General features: G+C 69.6%; 25 protein-coding genes. 16 read left to right on the plus strand and 9 right to left on the minus strand.

Annotated elements, in window-relative coordinates; all coding sequences use genetic code 11:
* Window positions 1–18: 18 nt before the first annotated feature.
* From ABZY12_RS22800 to ABZY12_RS22875, 16 genes are all read left to right on the plus strand, one after another.
* Window positions 19–507, plus strand: coding sequence for an NUDIX hydrolase (locus ABZY12_RS22800; protein ID WP_356893120.1), 489 nt, complete (start codon window positions 19–21; stop codon window positions 505–507).
* Window positions 504–818, plus strand: a complete 315-nt coding sequence (locus ABZY12_RS22805) for a hypothetical protein (RefSeq protein WP_356893122.1) — start codon at window positions 504–506, stop codon at window positions 816–818. The genes ABZY12_RS22800 and ABZY12_RS22805 overlap by 4 nt, the downstream gene beginning before the upstream one ends.
* Window positions 815–1,420 carry a hypothetical protein gene (locus ABZY12_RS22810; protein ID WP_356893124.1) on the plus strand — a complete coding sequence of 202 codons (606 nt, stop codon included), beginning with the start codon at window positions 815–817 and terminating at the stop codon, window positions 1,418–1,420. The genes ABZY12_RS22805 and ABZY12_RS22810 overlap by 4 nt, the downstream gene beginning before the upstream one ends.
* A complete protein-coding gene (locus ABZY12_RS22815; RefSeq protein WP_356893126.1) occupies window positions 1,417–1,722 on the plus strand; it encodes a hypothetical protein in 306 nt (101 codons plus the stop codon). The genes ABZY12_RS22810 and ABZY12_RS22815 overlap by 4 nt, the downstream gene beginning before the upstream one ends.
* A complete protein-coding gene (locus ABZY12_RS22820) occupies window positions 1,719–2,066 on the plus strand; it encodes a hypothetical protein (protein ID WP_356893128.1) in 348 nt (115 codons plus the stop codon). The genes ABZY12_RS22815 and ABZY12_RS22820 overlap by 4 nt, the downstream gene beginning before the upstream one ends.
* The gene (locus ABZY12_RS22825) at window positions 2,066–2,572 is read left to right on the plus strand and encodes a hypothetical protein (protein ID WP_356893130.1); all 507 of its coding nucleotides are present in this window, start codon (window positions 2,066–2,068) and stop codon (window positions 2,570–2,572) included. Before ABZY12_RS22820 ends, ABZY12_RS22825 begins: the two co-directional genes overlap by 1 nt.
* Window positions 2,569–3,702: a hypothetical protein gene (locus tag ABZY12_RS22830; protein ID WP_356893132.1), complete on the plus strand. Its 1,134-nt coding sequence runs from the start codon at window positions 2,569–2,571 to the stop codon at window positions 3,700–3,702. Before ABZY12_RS22825 ends, ABZY12_RS22830 begins: the two co-directional genes overlap by 4 nt.
* Window positions 3,699–4,445, plus strand: a complete 747-nt coding sequence (locus ABZY12_RS22835) for a hypothetical protein (RefSeq protein ID WP_356893134.1) — start codon at window positions 3,699–3,701, stop codon at window positions 4,443–4,445. The genes ABZY12_RS22830 and ABZY12_RS22835 overlap by 4 nt, the downstream gene beginning before the upstream one ends.
* 110 nt (window positions 4,446–4,555) lie before the next feature.
* The gene (locus ABZY12_RS22840; protein WP_356893136.1) at window positions 4,556–4,870 is read left to right on the plus strand and encodes a hypothetical protein; all 315 of its coding nucleotides are present in this window, start codon (window positions 4,556–4,558) and stop codon (window positions 4,868–4,870) included.
* A 774-nt stretch (window positions 4,871–5,644) separates the two neighbouring features.
* Window positions 5,645–6,475 carry a helix-turn-helix domain-containing protein gene (locus ABZY12_RS22845; protein ID WP_356893138.1) on the plus strand — a complete coding sequence of 277 codons (831 nt, stop codon included), beginning with the start codon at window positions 5,645–5,647 and terminating at the stop codon, window positions 6,473–6,475.
* An 87-nt stretch (window positions 6,476–6,562) separates the two neighbouring features.
* Window positions 6,563–7,630, plus strand: coding sequence for a PhlD (locus tag ABZY12_RS22850; RefSeq protein WP_356893140.1), 1,068 nt, complete (start codon window positions 6,563–6,565; stop codon window positions 7,628–7,630).
* Between the two features lie 121 nt (window positions 7,631–7,751).
* Window positions 7,752–7,907 (plus strand): hypothetical protein, encoded by a 156-nt coding sequence (locus tag ABZY12_RS22855; RefSeq protein WP_356893142.1) that lies wholly within the window; start codon window positions 7,752–7,754, stop codon window positions 7,905–7,907.
* A gap of 140 nt (window positions 7,908–8,047) precedes the next feature.
* The gene (locus ABZY12_RS22860) at window positions 8,048–8,200 is read left to right on the plus strand and encodes a hypothetical protein (RefSeq protein WP_356893144.1); all 153 of its coding nucleotides are present in this window, start codon (window positions 8,048–8,050) and stop codon (window positions 8,198–8,200) included.
* Between the two features lie 168 nt (window positions 8,201–8,368).
* Complete coding sequence (locus ABZY12_RS22865; protein ID WP_356893146.1) at window positions 8,369–9,166, plus strand: hypothetical protein; 798 nt, start codon at window positions 8,369–8,371, stop codon at window positions 9,164–9,166.
* A 232-nt stretch (window positions 9,167–9,398) separates the two neighbouring features.
* A complete protein-coding gene (locus ABZY12_RS22870; protein ID WP_356893148.1) occupies window positions 9,399–10,331 on the plus strand; it encodes a Ku protein in 933 nt (310 codons plus the stop codon).
* A 44-nt stretch (window positions 10,332–10,375) separates the two neighbouring features.
* Window positions 10,376–10,561 (plus strand): hypothetical protein, encoded by a 186-nt coding sequence (locus tag ABZY12_RS22875; protein WP_356893150.1) that lies wholly within the window; start codon window positions 10,376–10,378, stop codon window positions 10,559–10,561.
* Window positions 10,562–10,575: 14 nt separating this feature from the next.
* Here ABZY12_RS22875 and ABZY12_RS22880 read toward each other — a convergent pair whose 3' ends face one another.
* From ABZY12_RS22880 to ABZY12_RS22920, 9 genes are all read right to left on the minus strand, one after another.
* A complete protein-coding gene (locus ABZY12_RS22880; RefSeq protein ID WP_356893152.1) occupies window positions 10,576–10,953 on the minus strand; it encodes a DUF6233 domain-containing protein in 378 nt (125 codons plus the stop codon).
* 19 nt (window positions 10,954–10,972) lie between these two features.
* Window positions 10,973–11,332, minus strand: coding sequence for a hypothetical protein (locus ABZY12_RS22885; protein WP_356893154.1), 360 nt, complete (start codon window positions 11,330–11,332; stop codon window positions 10,973–10,975).
* 261 nt (window positions 11,333–11,593) lie between these two features.
* The gene (locus ABZY12_RS22890; protein WP_356893156.1) at window positions 11,594–12,424 is read right to left on the minus strand and encodes a hypothetical protein; all 831 of its coding nucleotides are present in this window, start codon (window positions 12,422–12,424) and stop codon (window positions 11,594–11,596) included.
* 85 nt (window positions 12,425–12,509) lie between these two features.
* On the minus strand, window positions 12,510–12,704 hold the full coding sequence (locus ABZY12_RS22895) for a hypothetical protein (RefSeq protein WP_356893158.1): 195 nt from the start codon (window positions 12,702–12,704) through the stop codon (window positions 12,510–12,512).
* A 249-nt stretch (window positions 12,705–12,953) separates the two neighbouring features.
* Entirely contained in the window at window positions 12,954–13,592 is a 639-nt protein-coding gene (locus tag ABZY12_RS22900) for a nuclease-related domain-containing protein (RefSeq protein WP_356893160.1), read from the minus strand.
* The gene (locus tag ABZY12_RS22905) at window positions 13,589–14,077 is read right to left on the minus strand and encodes a hypothetical protein (protein WP_356893162.1); all 489 of its coding nucleotides are present in this window, start codon (window positions 14,075–14,077) and stop codon (window positions 13,589–13,591) included. Before ABZY12_RS22905 ends, ABZY12_RS22900 begins: the two co-directional genes overlap by 4 nt.
* A gap of 106 nt (window positions 14,078–14,183) precedes the next feature.
* On the minus strand, window positions 14,184–14,525 hold the full coding sequence (locus ABZY12_RS22910) for a helix-turn-helix transcriptional regulator (RefSeq protein WP_356893164.1): 342 nt from the start codon (window positions 14,523–14,525) through the stop codon (window positions 14,184–14,186).
* Between the two features lie 2 nt (window positions 14,526–14,527).
* Complete coding sequence (locus ABZY12_RS22915; RefSeq protein ID WP_356893166.1) at window positions 14,528–14,923, minus strand: hypothetical protein; 396 nt, start codon at window positions 14,921–14,923, stop codon at window positions 14,528–14,530.
* A gap of 83 nt (window positions 14,924–15,006) precedes the next feature.
* Window positions 15,007–15,651 (minus strand): hypothetical protein, encoded by a 645-nt coding sequence (locus ABZY12_RS22920; protein ID WP_356893168.1) that lies wholly within the window; start codon window positions 15,649–15,651, stop codon window positions 15,007–15,009.
* Window positions 15,652–15,706 lie beyond the last annotated feature (55 nt).

Below are 15,706 nucleotides of genomic sequence, written 5' to 3' on the forward strand. Positions count from 1 at the left end.
TTCCCCAGGAGCCGCCCCGTGCCGAACTCCGCCCCCAACGAACCCATCGCCGCCCTCGTCGACCTCCAACGAGAGATCGAACGACTCATCCGCGAAACCTCGATCCACCTCGGCCCCGGCGGCACCGACCAACTCGCCGCCGACCTCACCGTCCGCACCTGCGTCTGGGTCGCCAAGAACGCCATGCCCCGCACCCCCGGCCTCGCCGCCCTCATGGCCGAGATCGACACCGAACGCCAGCGACAGCTCGCCAAGTGGGGCGATCAGCATCACCCCGACGGAACCGGCATCACGGGAGACGACGAGCGCGCAGCGAGCGCCCGGCATGCCTGCCAGTCCATGGCCGAACGCGACCTGGTGACCTGGCGGGACATCGCCCACGAGGAACACTTGGAGGCACTCGCCGAGTCGGACCCGGCCAAGCTCCGCGCCGAACTGATCCAGGACATCGCGGTCAAGTGCGCGTGGATCGCCGACATCGACAGCCGGGGAGACGAGCAGCAGTGACGCACTACGGCCCCCACCCCGCCGGATACGGCGACACCGAACACAAGGGCATCATCGAGGACTGCACCTCGCCGGAATGCGAAGCCCGGCACCGCGAGAACCGCGCAGAAAACCGCGCCCACCTAAAGCGGATCACCGCCCGGACGCTGGCCGTCGCCATCACCCTGCTGTTCATCGTGGGCGTCTCGGCCGGCGCCTACTACGACGCAGGGGGATGGGCTGCCGTGGCTGTGGTCTGGGCCTCCGTTGTTGTCCTGGCAGGACTGATCCGAGTCCTTGTCTGGGCCACCGACAACTGGAACGCCCGATGAGCACTGAGACACTCACCCGTTTCCTCTGCGATGCCCCGCGCTGCCACACCAACGGCATCGGCCACGACAACATCACCCCGCCCGACGGCTGGACCAAGCTGAAGTCCACCGCCCATATCCCCGTCACCAAAATCAGCCCCTACCCGGCCCGACGCCGACGTGGAGAGTTGTCCTACAGCGAACGCTGCTACGGAAGCTTCAGCCTCCACCTGTGCCCCGAACACCCCGACGCCTTCGCTGGCCACCAGCCCATCACCAACGGCTACGGCTACAACGCCAGCGTCGAAGTCAGCTGCTCCTGCGGCGCGCTGCGCGGCCGCGCCCCGGCCGCCACCATGGTCAGCCGATACCCGTCCCACGCCCCCGAGAGCACCTGGTTCCACCACCTGCCGGTCGAGCTGCGCTGGTACCTGTGGCGCGGCCAGCGCCAGTGGGCCACCCGCATCCGATCCCACGGCATCGAGCACATCCAGCAGTACCGCAACGAACAGCAGGCTCGCGACATCGGCCTCTCCTCGGCGTACAGCACACCAGAGCTGGTCTACCGTGACGCCGAAGGCGAACCGTGGACTGTCGCTCCTGAGGCGGCGGCCGCCCTGTGACCGCCGCCCTGGTCGCCACAGGTGCCGCGCTCGCTGTCGGATATGTCGCCGGCCGGTACGGGCCCGGGCCGCGACTCCTGTCCTGGGCCGAGGCCCACGCCCGAGGCGGCTGGCGAAACCCCGCGAACTGGGCCGCGCAGGTCATCTTCGCTGTCGCCCTGGCCTGGATGTGGACCGTGCACCCTCGCCGGACACTCAACAACGTCCGCTCCTGGCGCGAAGCCGAACGCCGCGCCGCCGAACCCGCCCCGCAACTCCGTATCCGACGCATCGACCCGAATACCGAGGAGCCCACCCCGTGACCGACGAAGCCCCCACCCACTGCTGGGCGTGCTCCCACCCCATCGAAGCTCACGACCTCCAGGCCGACGGCACCCGCCCCTGCCGCAGCCCCGGCCACCCCAACGGCGTCCCCTGCTCCGGATGCCGCGCCCTTCTCACCCCCGAGCACCGCGCCGCCATCCAGGACGAGCGCGAGAATGACTCCTTCGAAGCGGCGTGGGGTGCCTACAACGTCACCCTCCAGGACGCCCGGAACGCCTTCGGGGAGCACGCGGCAGTCTTCTTCTCCGACATCCACCAGTCCGCGCTCGCCTCCGCGCTCATCGCCTACCGCAAGCACCTCGCCGACGAGGGAGGCATGTGATGCGCGCCCTGACCGTCCGGCAGCCGTACGCCGACGCGATCGTGTGGGGGGCGAAGCGGACCGAGAACCGTACGCGGCCCATTCCCGCCGCCCACCTGGGCACCACGATCCTCATCCACGCCGCGAAGGACCCGCACGCCTCCGGGGTCGTCGCCTCCGACTTCACCAGCACACCGTGGCCGGACACCCGCAGCGCCATCCTCGGCACCGCCGTCCTCGACTCCTACCACCAGGCCGCCGGCGACTGCTGCACGCCGTGGGGCGAGCCGGACGGCTGGCACTGGCAGCTCCGCGACGTACGCCCGCTCCCCCGGCCCGTGCCGGCCTCAGGTGCGCTCGGACTGTGGACCCCGCCCGTCGACGTCCTGCACGACGTCCAGGTCCAGTTCTGGGAACCCACCCCCACCGTGCCGACCGGAGCCGCCACACCCTGGGCCGAACCGACCGCCGACATCCTCGGCGACACCCGAGCCCACATCGACCGCTGGGAAGGAAAGCAGCCGTGACCCAGCCGACACCCCCCGCTCCGTTCGGCGCGGACGGCTGCCAGTGCAGCCCCCTGGCCCGAGACGAGGACGGCGGCACCCGCTACCTGTGGGGCAACGAAACCGACGACATGATCGTCGGCTGGGAACGAAACCAGAACTGCCCCCACCACGCACGCTCCGTCCTCGACCCCGACCGCCTCGCCCGCTACACCCGCGCCGTCGAGAAGATCGTCGGGATCCCGTCCGAGTCGTACGTCGAACCGTTCATGGCAGTCGCCGACGCTGAGCAGGCCGATCTACGCCAGCAGCTCCAGGAAGCCGAAGCAGCCCTCGCAGCCCACCTCAACGCGCCCCAGCTTCGGCGCTGCCTCGTTCCGGGGTGTCTGCGCGAGTTCGACTTCATGGCCCGGATGGCCGGCGAACCCCCCGCCCGGTCGTCCTGGTCCGGCGACGGATGGCGGCAGCTCGGCAACGGCAGCATCCACCCCCGCGGCGGCCGCTACTTCTGCCCCGACCACACCGACCTCGTCACCGCGCACGCTCCCCGCCGCGTGGAGACCGTCTCCGGCCGGTGGACCGTGGACTGTGCCTGCGGATGGATGGCCACGCCGCAGCGCTGGCACGGCCTCGTCGCTGCCCTGTGGGAGGAGCACCTCCTGACCGTGAAGGGCGACCTGCCCCCGGCGCCGCCGCTGACCGACCCCGAGCACCGCATCCCGCTCGCTGACCACACCGAACAGTCCCTCGCCGAGCTGTACGACCGGCTCTGGGACGCCGAAGCCGACGGGACCGAAGCCCGCGAGATCGCCCGGGCGTCGCTCCTCGCCTACAGCCAGGCCGTCCCCGCCCTCCTCGGCGCCAAGACCTCCCTCGAAGCGCTCCGGCAGCGCATCACCCTCGACTCACGCGACTGGACCCAGGACAAGACAGACGCCTGGCTGTGGGCCATCCTCGTCGGCGCGAACTGCGAGAACACCGACCCCGACCACACTCACGACGACATCGACTGCGCCGGTGACCAGGGCCTGTGGAACCTCGGCCGCCAGCACGACATCCCCACTGACCAGGTCATCCGGGCCGGACACCTGCGCTGGTGGATCGCCAACGCCATCAGAACCGCGCAGCAGATCGAAGAGGGAGCACCGTGAGGATCCCGTTCGGCGTCGTGAACGAATGGCGCCCGGAGCAGACACGAAAGACCGGACACCTGCCCGGCGAGAACGTCATGCCGCACCTCCGGGAGACCGACTACTCCACCCGCATCCGCCCCGGCACGATCATCGTGTTCGGCAGGCGGCGTGCCCACGAGGTCGTCGAGATCAAGGAACGTCCCCTGGACCTGCGGCCCCAGCACTTCGAGGACGAGTGGACGCGGTACACCGAGTGGTGGACCGAGCAGTTCATGGCCGGCCGCGACGTGGGGCCCCAGCCCGAGAAAGCCACCTGGAAGCACCGGCCCCTCGTCATTGCCCTGCGGCCCGCCGACCAGCCGAACGCGAAGCCCCAGCACTACGCCGTGCGCGCCGACCGACCGTTCTACGTCCTGCCCGAGCACTACAGCGTCTGCCGCCTGTGCAACGAGGTTCCGCCCTGCACCCACGTCACCACCGAAGCCCGCGTCGAAGCGGAGATGGCCAAGACCGAGACGCTCATGTCTATCCCGGCCGGCTGCTGCCTCAGCTGCGGAGAGCCCATCACTTCCCGCATGAAGGCCGTACGGTTCCCCGGCCCGAACCTGTGGCGGCCCGACCTCGGCGACCACTCGGCGGTCTTCCACGCTCGTCAGGACTGTGCCGACAGTGTCCGTTCCTACCGGCGGCAGTGGGAGCAGAAGGGCCACGAGGAACTTCAGCCAGCACTCCCCACGGAGGATGAGGGTGACAACACCTGAGACCCGCGCCCGACTGACCACCCTGGAGCGGCAGCTGACCGCCCCGACCCCGGAACCGTTGAACGGGCAGACCACGATCCCGATCCGCCGCGACGACGAGGAGCCGCAGGATGAGACCGATCACCGACTTCAACCCGACCGCGCGGCGCGACGCGAAGAAGGATCCGCGGTACCCGGCGGTGCTGGAGCAGATCGTGAAGATGTCCTGGCCGGCGGGGAACCCGATGGTGCCGGGCGGGTGGGCTGAAACGCTCGCGAAGGACGTGATGGCCGCGGTTCGCCGCGAGGAAGGCCAGCACCGGCTCATCACCCACCACACCTACGAGGGCCCGGGCCCGTGCCGCGCCCAGTTCTACGGCGCGGGCGGGTGCGGCTACCCGGAGAGCGAGCACGAGCTCGTCGAAGACCCTGCCGAGGACAGCTGAAGCCTCGACACGGCCCCACCCACAAGCTCTATTCGTACGCGTGTGCGATGCTGCCGGGGTGTGCCGGTCACGGTTTTCGGGGCAGACGCGCATCAACCCCCCACGCCTGTCCTACACCCGTGCCCGAACTCCCAGGAGAGGTGCTCTCGTTGACCGACTCGCCAGCCACCCAGCCACGTTGCAGCGCAGAACGGCCCGGGCGACAGGAGTCACCCGGGCCGGACGGCCCCGGCGGCGAGGGAGCCACCAGAGCCGGCACCGGCCGGACGGTAAGGGAGCCGCCCAGCCAGCACGGTCCAGCAGCAGGGCTACTGAACCTGGGGCGCGGGGACCGGCCGACGGGGGAGTCATACCGGCCCCCGCAGCGGCCGGCGTCGAAGACGCACCGTCGTGACGTCGACACCAGCCGCAGACAAGGACCCGCGGGAACCGCCCGGGAAGCGAAGCGGAACGACACCGTGCTGCGAAATCCGCTCCAACCCGTTGCGGATTACGGCACCGTCCACTGCACTCCCGGCGGAACTCCGCAAGGGGATCCGGAGCATTCACCCGAGGCGTTTCAACGGACATGCGTCCCCGCCCCACGGAATGTACCGGGATGGTGCACTGTGACCTCCGCTGCCAGCTTCCCGGCAGGTCAGCGGCGGGCACACCTCTAGCTTGCGCGTCCACGGTCCTGTTATCTACGGACTGTTTTTATTACGAAACCCGCTGCAACTATTTAGACTCCAGGCGCAACGATGCGCACGGTACGTGGGGGACACAACTTTGAGCATGAACAAGAAGGCCCTGCAGAATCTCCTCCGGGAGCGACGGGACCTGATCGATCCGGAAGCCCTCGGACTGACCCGCAGAAAGGCCGGCAGCGGCCGCCGCGCGCCCGGCCTGTCCCAGCAGCAGATCGACGAGCTCACCAACCGGGCCCAGGGCACCTACAACCGGCTCGAGACCGGCGCCATGTCGAACCCCACGATCGGCTACCTCGAACAGGTCGCCCGCCTCCTCGGCCTCAACGAGCAGGAATGGGTCGCCCTGTGCCGCTACTCCGGCATCGGCGACCCCCCGGGCCCCCTCAACCAGGCCTCCGGCCTCGAGGTCCCCGGCGTGTGGAAGGAAGCCGTCGAAGGCATCGGGCACATGGCGTACGTCACCGACGCGTCCTGGAATTTGGTCACCTACAACCAGCAGTGGGTTGACCTGTTCCCCGGCCGCCGGATCCCCCGCAACACCATGCGCTGGATGCTCCTCGACCAGGACGCACGCATCACCCTCACCGACTGGAAGACCGCCTGGGCGCCGCTCGTCCTGCCCCAGCTCCGCGCCGGCCTCGCCCTGCGCCCCAATGACGAAACGCTTCGGCAGATCGAGAAGGAAGTCCGCGCCGACCCTGACCTCGGCCCGCTGTGGGCGAACCCGGGCGCGCACATGCACCCCGACGGCGACGAACGCCCCCTCAACCACGCCCTCGAAGGCCCCGGCTACGTCACCATGTGCGCCGCGCAGCCGCTCACCGCCCCCGGCGCCCGCCTGATCATCCTGCTGTGGCACCCGGGAACGAAGAAGGTCCACACCCGAACCCCGATGCTCCACGCACTCGACATATAACCATCAGTCAGGGGGAATCCCCCCTGACCCGTGACATAGGTTGTGGCCACCTCACGCGCCCGCCACCCCCTCGCACCGGAGGTCACCATGCCGATCTACATCTCCCGACCGCACACCGTCCTGCCCACCCACAAGGTGGCCACCGCTGACATCGTCAACGACATCCTCCAGCGCCACCCCGACCACCCCCGGCGCAAGTCGATACCCCGCATCCTCCAAGGCCTGAACGTCGACACCAGATACTTCACAAGGCCCCTGGACTCCCCCACCGTCTCCGGGACCGCGCCCATCGACGACCGCGCGTTCGCCGCCTTCGAAGACGCCCTCGCCCTCGCCACCGAAGCCGCCCGCCGCACCCTCACCGAAACAGGCCTCGACCGCGACCGCGACAACATGGCCGACATCGACGGGCTCATCACCGCGCACTCCACAGGCTGGTCCGTCCCCAACCTCGACATCCAGCTCATCAACCCGCTGAACCTGCGCCCCACCATCCAGCGGTCCGCGATCACCACCCTCGCCTGCGCAGGCGGAACCCAAGCGTTGATCCGCGCCATCGACATGGTCCGCGGCCACCCCGGCAGCAAGGTCCTCGTCGTCGCCGCTGAGGTCATCTCCAGCGTCTACAACCACAACGACACATCCATCGAAGCGATGATCTACAAGGCGTTGTTCGGTGACTCCGCCGCCGCGTGCATCGTCTCGGATGAGCCCTACGGCCCCGGCCTGCGCGTCGACGAGCCCGGCGACACCTTCGAGTACGTCCTGCCCGACAGCCTCGAGCGCTACCACGGCCGGATCGCCCCGGACGGCTTCCACTTCGAGTCCACCAAGGAAGCCCTCTCGGCGGCCGACGACGTCCTGCCCGCCCTCACCGACTGGCTCGGCAAGGACCAGACGCTCGACTTCGCCGTCATCCACCCGGGCAGCCCCCGCATCATCACCGACACCGCCCACGCGCTCGGCCTCACCGACCACGACGCCCGCCACAGCACCGCCACCCTGCGCGACGAAGGCAACTTGGGCGGCGTCAGCGTCTTCCGCGTCCTCGAACGCACCCACCTCGACCCGCCCCCGGCCGGCGCCCGCGGCCTCGCTGTCGCGTTCGGCCCCGGGTTCTCCACCGCCGCGATTCGCGGAACCTGGACCGCCTGACACCGACCTCCCCCGCCCCCTCGCCACCCAACCGGCCAGGGGGCGTTGCGCTGCCCCGGGCCGATTGTCAGACCCGCCTGTCACACTGCGCGCCAACTCGTACAGAAGGGAGGTGATGTTGATGTCGAGGAATCAGAAGGCGCTCGGGCTCCTGGCCGTGGCGGTCGTCGGTCAGGTCGTGGCCGGTCGCGTGATGAGGCAGCAGGCGGCGGTCCTGGGTATCCCGATGATCGCGCTGTCCGTGCTCGGTCTCGTCGCAAGCGGGGCATTCGCGTAGCAGCAGGGCCCTCCCCGGGCCGACCGGGGAGGGCCCTGCTGTCAGTGCCGGATGCCACCCTGTACGGAGCCCGGCGGCGCCCATCACCTCGAAGCCGATGCCACCGCCGGGCCTACCCCATGGGAGAGCGGAGAGCAGCGATGGTGAACTACCGACTTCACTGGACCGAGAACGGGCAGGCCCGTACCTCGGCAGTCAGCTACGGCCAGACGAGCGCCGAGGCCCGCAAGGCCGAACTCGAAGCCGAAGGCGCGACCGGCGTGGAGATCGTGCAGGTCAAGCCCGGCGAGTAACCGCCCCGAGAAACAAAATCGTTCCTGCCAGAGCGCTACGCCCACTCGCACCAGCCAGTGCCCGTCCCGGGCAGCACACGGGACGGGCACTCGCGCATATGCCACAAATTCCGCGCCGATTCGCCCGCCTGTCAGGCTGGACCTGACAGACAGGTGTAGCGTGGCGACATGACAAATAGGAATCCCGGGAAGCCCCAACTGTCACCCCGCGACGAGGCCGTGGTGGCCGTCGCCGAGTCTGCCCGCGTCGTCGCCGAACTCGCACGCGGCCTGGTGCCCACCGTGTACGAGGAGCGCCGCTCTGATCCGTTGTGCTACCTGCGCGACGTCCTGACGATCCGCGACAAGTTCCTCACCACTCTGCTCGTGCGCGCGGTGATCGCCAGCCGGGAGTGCGGAGCGACCTGGGAACAGATCGGCGGAGTTGCCGGGATGACGCGCCAGTCGGCCCACGAGAAGTGGGCGCCGGACGAGGCGGCATGGGCGGCAAGCGGGCGGCGGGGGCACAGCCGGGGTGGACCCGTGGACGCGTTGCGAGCCGCAGCCAGGTTGGACGAGTGGTATGCCCGCAGCCGCGACGGCAGCGACGGCATCGTCACCGGCCCGCGCGGGTACCGCGCGGTCACCGACGGTCTGGACGCCACGGACCAGCCAGAGCGGGACTGGGAGGAGGACCGTCCCGAGCGTCCGGCGACCGTGGCCGCGATGCGTGCCGCGCTCGCCCATTACAGCGACCACGAGTGGGGCGACCGCCCACTGCGGTACCTGCTCGCGTTCCCGCCGGTGGACCTTCTGGCCGACGCGATGGAGTGGGGGTGGTCGGATCCGCGCGTACGTGAACACCTCGTCGACGCCCTCGCCCGACACCTAACGTACGGGCGATACGGATGGCCCGCCGACGGGGACGACATCGCCCGCGACCTGGTACTCACGGAGATGATCGCGGGCGACCGCAGGTACCCCTAACCGAGCCGCTGCACGAAGTCACCGGCCGAGCCGGCGCGCGCCCAGCACTGTCAGACCCGGCTCGTACCGTCGTGAGCATGTGCCGGGCCCGCACCCTATGCCCGACAGTCGTTCGCCCTGCCCTGCGCCTCCCGGTGGGTGGGGGCCGCCGACCAGCCTGCGATGGCGTGCGATCACCAGGAGCATCTGCATAGCCTGAGGTCAGACCCCAGGGGGGCACCTGGAGGTATCGATGCCCGGTCGTCCGATCTGGAGCGGGGCCGTGACGTTCGGCCTGGTCACGATCCCCGTGAAGCTCGAGCCTGCGACCGAGTCCCACGGGATCAGCTTCAACCAGATCCACATCAAGGACGGCGGCCGGATCCGCTACCGCAAGGTGTGCGACATCGACGGCAAAGAGCTGCGGCAGGACGAGATCGGCAAGGGCTACGAAGTCTCCAAGGACCAGGTCATCCCCATCACGGATGACGAGCTCGCCGAGATGCCGCTGCCGACCGCGAAAGCCATCGACATCGTCGCCTTCGTCGACCGCACGAGCATCGACCCGATCCGTCTCGGCGAAGGCAACTACTACCTGACCGCCGACGGTCAGGTCGCGGCCAAGCCGTACGTCCTCCTGCGTAAGGCGCTCGAGCGGACGGACAAGGTCGCCATCGCCAAGTTCGCCCTCCGCGGCCGCGAGCGCCTGGGCATGCTCCGCATCAAGGACGACGCCCTGCTGCTGAACTCGATGCACTGGGACGACGAGATCCGCTCCCCGGACGAGCTCCGCCCCGACGAGACGCCCCTCACCGAGGAAGAGATCGAAGGCGCCCTCGCGCTCATGGACACCATGAGCACGGAGCACCTGGCCGACCTGGAGCTCGTCGACCACTACCGGGACGCTCTCGTCGAAGTCATCGACGCGAAGGCCGAACACCGCCAGCCCAAGCCGATGGGGGAAGAAGCCGCGCCGGCCGGGAAGGTCGTCGACCTGATGGCCGCCCTGCAGGAGTCCGTGGCGAAGGCCAAGGAGTCCCGCGGCGAGACCGGGCAGGCCGGGACCGTCCACGAGATGCCGAAGCCGAAGAAGAAGACCGCGGCCAAGAAGACTGCGCCCGAGAAGACGCCAGCGAAGAAGACGGCCGCCAAGAAGACCACCGCCCGCCGCCGGAAATCCGCCTGAGCGGACGGTCGTGTCCTACCGGGGCAACCGCCGTTTGATCCGGTGTGGAGACTGCGCAGCCGGTGACCGGCGACTACCCGACCGAGCCCCTGATCCCCGTGCTCACCGCGACCGAGGCCCGGGCCGCGATCGGCTACATGCGACTCCTGGAGACGCTCGACCTCACGCCCCGGGGCCAGGCCGCCGGACAACTCGCGGCCGACCTCGCACGGCGGCTGCCGTCCGAGTAGCCTCCCGCACGCGGCTAGGGGGTGTCGCCGCCCGGCAGCCGTCTCGGCGCCGGCTTGTCGATACCCAAGCTGCCCCACGGAGCGCAGATCTCGCACAGCTCCAGGGCGGGGAACTCCTGGAAGGCAACGACGACCTCGTCGCGTGACAGCAGGCCCGTCTGCCGTGGGTCGACGTGACACCCGCCGCGGTGCAGCATCGGCTGACCCTCGGCCGCGCGGGAAGGCAACACCTTCCACATCATCTCGGCGCGGGCGACCTCCCGGCGCCGCTTCTCTTCCCTCTCCTGGGCCTCGAGCTCGCGGATCGTCCGCTTGGTCTGGGCCGCCTGGTATTCGAGCCACTGGAGCACCGCGCGCTGCTTCTCGAGCCGCTCCGGTATCGACATCTCCATGACGTTCTGCCGCCCTCGGCTACGCGGCCGCGACACCGGCCGGCACGGCGTCCGGGTGGTGCTTCAGGACCATGCGGGCCGTGACCAGGGCCTCGCCCGTGAGGTTCTCCCAGTGCGGGTGGGTGGACACCTGGATCGACAGGTCCCGGACCAGGCGGGAGAGGCGCTCGTACTCTGCCTTCTGCTCGTCGGTGTACCCGGGGCTGTCCTCACGGCCGCCGGTGACGACGCCGGTGTGCGGGTGGACCTCACCGGGCCAGCCGGGCGTCGGCTCTACCGACCACGGCAGCGTTCGGCAGAACGCGGCGTACTCGGCGCGGGCCTGGTGAAGGGCGAGCTGGGCGGTCAGCAGGTCACTGGGGAAGGGGGTATCAGCCACGGCTGAAATACTACGCCTGTTCGAATAGCGGGGCGTAGTGAGACCCGCCGCCACGCGATACGGTCACCCGACCGGACGCAGAGCCGCCCGGCGGGCAGGGAGGGGATGAGCATGCACGACAACAACTGGGGCGCGATTCAAGGTGACAGCGGCTGGGGGATCGCAGACCCCAACTGGGACTGACTCCTCCGCACGCGCGAAAGCGGCCCGCCACCCCAGATAGCGGGTGGCGGGCCGCTTGGACGACGCCAGAGCATGAGGTTAGTGGGCTGCGGCGATCCGCTCCCCCTTGGCGGTGAGCTCCACGGACACAGCCACCGCATCGCCCTCCTGCTGCCCCTCTTCCAGGACTGCGATGAGGCGCTCGCGGCGCAGCTTCTGCAAGGCCGAGGCCATGCCACCCCTCTCCGTTTCGTAGGCGAGCAGCACGACTCCCGTCGCAAGGTCCGGCACGTCCAGCTTCCTGATCTCCTTAGCGAGGGCTGCACCGGCCTCACCCATCGCCGACAGGATCGTCTCCGGCGGGCGCTTGTCACCGTGGACCAGGGAGTTCCGTGCCACGCGCAAGGCCGCCAGGAGGTCCCGCTCACCGGGGCTCAAGTCGACCGGCTTCGGCGGCCGGCCCCCCTTACGGTCCCAGCGCCTCCCAAACGCTTCCACCTGCTCCCGGACAAAGACCGGACCGGATTTCAGATGTGCGACGGCCGGGGGGAAGTCGGCGCGCTGGGAGAGCTGGGTGGCGCGCTGACGGCTGACGCTGAACATCTCGGCGATCTCGCCGATACCTGCAAGTTCAGGGATCAACGGCTCGGCGTTGCGGCGGTCCAGCTCAGCTTCGGTGAGGACCTCGACGCCTACGACGGGAGCGCTGATGCCCTGGGTGCGGGCGGCGGCGGTGACTGTCTTGAGGGCGGTGTCGATGGCCTGCCGGGCGGTTGCGGTGTCGACGAAGACCCGTACGGACAGGTTGCCGTTCGGAGCGTTACCGACGGCCGGGGATGCGTCGATCAGGCGCTCATGCAGGTCGTCGATGGTGTCGTCGGCGACGTCGCGGGCATCCAGCTCGACGCAGACACTCCACGCCTGGGACATTGTGGTCAGCTCCTCTTCCTTTGATCGTCGTCTGGGACGGGGTGTTGCGGTCCGCCCGGGGTGCCTCCCGGGCGGACCTTTTCGGTTAGGGCTTGAACCCGGCTCGCTTCAGGTGGGCCATGCAGTTCTTCATACTGCGGTGGTCCGAGGGCGTGCCCGGCAGGGTGGTGACGCTGGTTCCGTTCTTCGACACCCGGTAGTGGCCGTTCTTGGTGGGGTTCACGTCGAACCCCTGGGCTTCCAGCTTCTTGATGAGCTGGCGGATGTCCTTGTTGCTCACTAAGCTACCTCGTTCCCTTGACGTCGTCTATAGATATTCTGACCGTAACCCTTGATGTCGTCAAGGGTTAATTGGGTAGGTGAGTGGCCATGCCCAGCCACCACCCACACACGACAAGGCCCGACGCAACCAACGCCGGGCCACTACCGCTCCTGCATTCATCTGTGAGGACGGCCAGACGTGCCGCCTTCTCTGCCTTAGTTATGGGGCGCCAGCCCTGACTTGTTACGCGCGACTTTCACCACGCCCTCAGTACGGCCGCAGCACCTCATCGACACGTGCGGCCAGCGCGGCCGCGCGCCGCGGATCCCGCCGCCGGGGCGCGGCCGCCAGGGTCGGCACCAGCCACTCGGGCCCAAGCACGTGCACCACCCCGTCCCAGCCCGGCGCCCGGGCCTCCAGCCGACCACCCACGATCGGGGAACCGTGAACGACGAGGAGCGGCCACACCGCGCCCGCAGGCAGGCCGAGCACGCCAGCGGTACGCCGCGCGTACGAGGCAACCGCCTCAACCTGCCGATGCCGGTCCTCCCGTCCGCAGTGCACCCGCCCCCGCACCAGGGCCGTGGTACGGCCGCGATGCCACCGCTTCGTATCCAGCACCACCACTGCGGTCCCGCACGGCGACACCAGGACGTGGTCGAGGTTCGCCCGCGAGCCGGGGAGCGCCAGATCGTGCCTGATGTGCCAGCCGGCCGCCTCGAGTCCGGCGAGTATCCGGCCCGTCTCCTGCTCGGCTGCGGCGCCGATGTCCCAGCGGTCAGCCTCCTTTGAGCGGGAGGGATTCCCGAAGCCGAGCACGGCCAGGAGACGCCGCCACAGGCCCCTGCGGGCCCCGGCACGTAACTCAGCGGCCCGCGCGGCCGCCGAGCGTCCCGCGCCCGTCACCGGCCCGCCTCCCGCCACCAGCGCAGCCCCTCCGGCTCGCCACGCTCCTGGTCGCCGTCGAGCGCGGCAAGTTCGGCCGACCAACGCGCGACCGCGTCCGCAGCGTGCTCCCTCTCCGGGGTCGTCATCTTGCTCGTGAGGTACTGCCAGTTCCCGTGCAGCCACACCGACCCCCACGCCGCGTCCCCTGGGCTTGCCGAGTCGTCCATGCACCGCTCGACCACGGCCAGGGTGTCCCGGGCCTGCTCGATAGCCTGGACACGAACAGAGCTATCGATGGTCACCTGGCACAGGCGCCGCACAGCCTCAACCGCGGCCCGAGCGTGCACCGCCTCGGCATATGTACGCGCCGCGTGGGCATTCGCGCGCTCCACCATGGCCCGCGCCTCAAGGAGCTGGGCCGCAGTCTCGGCGCGCTCAGCGTCTGCGGTATGGACGTGCTGCTGGGCAAGGCGCAGCCGGGCCTCAAGGGCTGGCGTCGTCATAAAATGTCCTTCCACGGTGATGTGACGGCGGGTTACGAAAGCGCGGGTTCTACTTGCGGGTACGGGTCTCGGGCCCGAGGACGGCGAGACAAGCACCCGAACTCGGCTACACAGCGTCGCGGTAACCGCGGTTGGCACCCTCGGGAACCGAGATGTCCTCCAGGTCCAGCACACCCATCGCGAGGGCAACGGCGACCGCCTGCGTCCGGTCGTGGACACGAAGCTTCCGGAGGATCAGCTGCATATGCGACTTCACTGACTCCTCCGAGATCCCCAGCGCGCGTCCTGTGGCGCGGTTGGTGTTGCCGTTCGCGGCGAGGGCGAGGATCTGCCGCTGTCGGCCTGTGATGTAGGTGCGCGGGTCAGTGAGGTTCCGGCGGGGATAGGCGCGGGCCGGATGGTGGGCGGGCCCGCCACATTCCAGTGGCAGGCCCGGGGGTGTCCGCATGGTCACTGGCCACCGTCCGGCTCGACCGCCGCATTCGCCGCGGCCGCCTGCTCCCAGGCCTCGTCCACCCACTCCTGAAACTTTTCCGGGCTCCCCGCGATGTGCTTCTCAGCCCACGCGGAGTACGCCAGCGGGTTCGGGCCGTCGCCGACGCCGAATGGGCCGTGGTACCAGGCCGCCACGCGCTCCGCCTGCTCCGGATCCACCTTGGCCAACTCGTAGAGCGCGACGGAGAACCCGGCGGCCAGGGAGCCGGCCATCATCTGCCAGCCGAAGTGGCCCGGGTGCTGCGGCAGCGGGGAGGCGACGGTACGGGTGTGGATCTGCGCAAGGTCGGCGAGGAGCGTCGCGGATGACGTGTCGGGCTCGGGTTCACGGTCGGTGCTGATGTCGGTCATGTCCTTCTCCTTGGGTCGTCTTGTGTGCGAGCGCGCCCGCTGGTCTTGGCGGACTGGGCGCGCCCCCATGGCTGTGCGCGGGGTCAGGGGCCGGCGATGAAGGCGTGCGGGGCGAGGATCCGGCCCTCGCCCGTGCAGCCGGCGCAGTCGGTGTCGTTGTGGAGGTCGCGGGCATGGCCGCAGCGGCATCGCGCGCGGGCGGGTTCCCCGGGCTGCCGCTCTTGCTGCTCGTCGAGGGCTCGGATGGTGGCGCAGGGGGATGGCTCGCCGTGGCTGCCAGTGCACTCGGCGCACAGCCCTGCGTCATTTCTGTGGAGGGCGCGGACGCGTTCGACCTTGGCCTCGGCCTGCTCGGCGCGCTGTTGCTGCTCCAGGGCGCAGCGCCGGTCGGCGTAGGCGGCATCCATCCAGCGGCGGCGGGAATCGCGGTACTCGTCGATGCGGGTGTGCAGCTTGGCGATCCCGTTGCGGAGTCGTGCGGCTTCGGCGTCGGTGAGCGGTCCGCGTTCGGCCCTGTCGGCGAGGTTGAGCAGCTGCGCGGTGTCGACGGTGTGCCGGCGGGCGGGCTCGGCGGGGTGTTCCGTCTCGTACCGGCGCTTGGCGGCGCGCACGATCTCCGCCAAGTGGCGCTGGTCCTCGTCGGTCCAGTCGCCGCTACCTCGGACAAGGACGGTCTCGCCATCAACCTCGATGGGGCGGCAGCTGTCGGCGGGCGTGGGGTCGGTCATCGGGCGCTCCTGCGTTTCTCGTGGGTGCGGTGGAGGGACCAGGCGGCGACCGTGG

Source organism: Streptomyces sp. NPDC006551 (assembly GCF_040611675.1).
In the GTDB taxonomy this organism is placed as follows: Bacteria; Actinomycetota; Actinomycetes; order Streptomycetales; family Streptomycetaceae; genus Streptomyces.

Excerpts from the sequence above, each read along its gene's own strand:
- ABZY12_RS22840 (WP_356893136.1), top strand. The coding sequence starts at position 4,556 with ATGAGACCGATCACCGACTTCAACCCGACCGCGCGGCGCGACGCGAAG.
- ABZY12_RS22845 (WP_356893138.1), top strand. The coding sequence starts at position 5,645 with ATGAACAAGAAGGCCCTGCAGAATCTCCTCCGGGAGCGACGGGACCTG.
- ABZY12_RS22915 (WP_356893166.1), bottom strand. The coding sequence starts at position 14,923 with ATGACCGACATCAGCACCGACCGTGAACCCGAGCCCGACACGTCATCC.
- ABZY12_RS22870 (WP_356893148.1), top strand. The coding sequence starts at position 9,399 with ATGCCCGGTCGTCCGATCTGGAGCGGGGCCGTGACGTTCGGCCTGGTC.
- ABZY12_RS22890 (WP_356893156.1), bottom strand. The coding sequence starts at position 12,424 with ATGTCCCAGGCGTGGAGTGTCTGCGTCGAGCTGGATGCCCGCGACGTC.
- ABZY12_RS22855 (WP_356893142.1), top strand. The coding sequence starts at position 7,752 with ATGTCGAGGAATCAGAAGGCGCTCGGGCTCCTGGCCGTGGCGGTCGTC.
- ABZY12_RS22860 (WP_356893144.1), top strand. The coding sequence starts at position 8,048 with ATGGTGAACTACCGACTTCACTGGACCGAGAACGGGCAGGCCCGTACC.
- ABZY12_RS22910 (WP_356893164.1), bottom strand. The coding sequence starts at position 14,525 with ATGCGGACACCCCCGGGCCTGCCACTGGAATGTGGCGGGCCCGCCCAC.
- ABZY12_RS22825 (WP_356893130.1), top strand. The coding sequence starts at position 2,066 with ATGCGCGCCCTGACCGTCCGGCAGCCGTACGCCGACGCGATCGTGTGG.
- ABZY12_RS22810 (WP_356893124.1), top strand. The coding sequence starts at position 815 with ATGAGCACTGAGACACTCACCCGTTTCCTCTGCGATGCCCCGCGCTGC.
- ABZY12_RS22850 (WP_356893140.1), top strand. The coding sequence starts at position 6,563 with ATGCCGATCTACATCTCCCGACCGCACACCGTCCTGCCCACCCACAAG.
- ABZY12_RS22880 (WP_356893152.1), bottom strand. The coding sequence starts at position 10,953 with ATGGAGATGTCGATACCGGAGCGGCTCGAGAAGCAGCGCGCGGTGCTC.
- ABZY12_RS22905 (WP_356893162.1), bottom strand. The coding sequence starts at position 14,077 with ATGACGACGCCAGCCCTTGAGGCCCGGCTGCGCCTTGCCCAGCAGCAC.
- ABZY12_RS22865 (WP_356893146.1), top strand. The coding sequence starts at position 8,369 with ATGACAAATAGGAATCCCGGGAAGCCCCAACTGTCACCCCGCGACGAG.
- ABZY12_RS22920 (WP_356893168.1), bottom strand. The coding sequence starts at position 15,651 with ATGACCGACCCCACGCCCGCCGACAGCTGCCGCCCCATCGAGGTTGAT.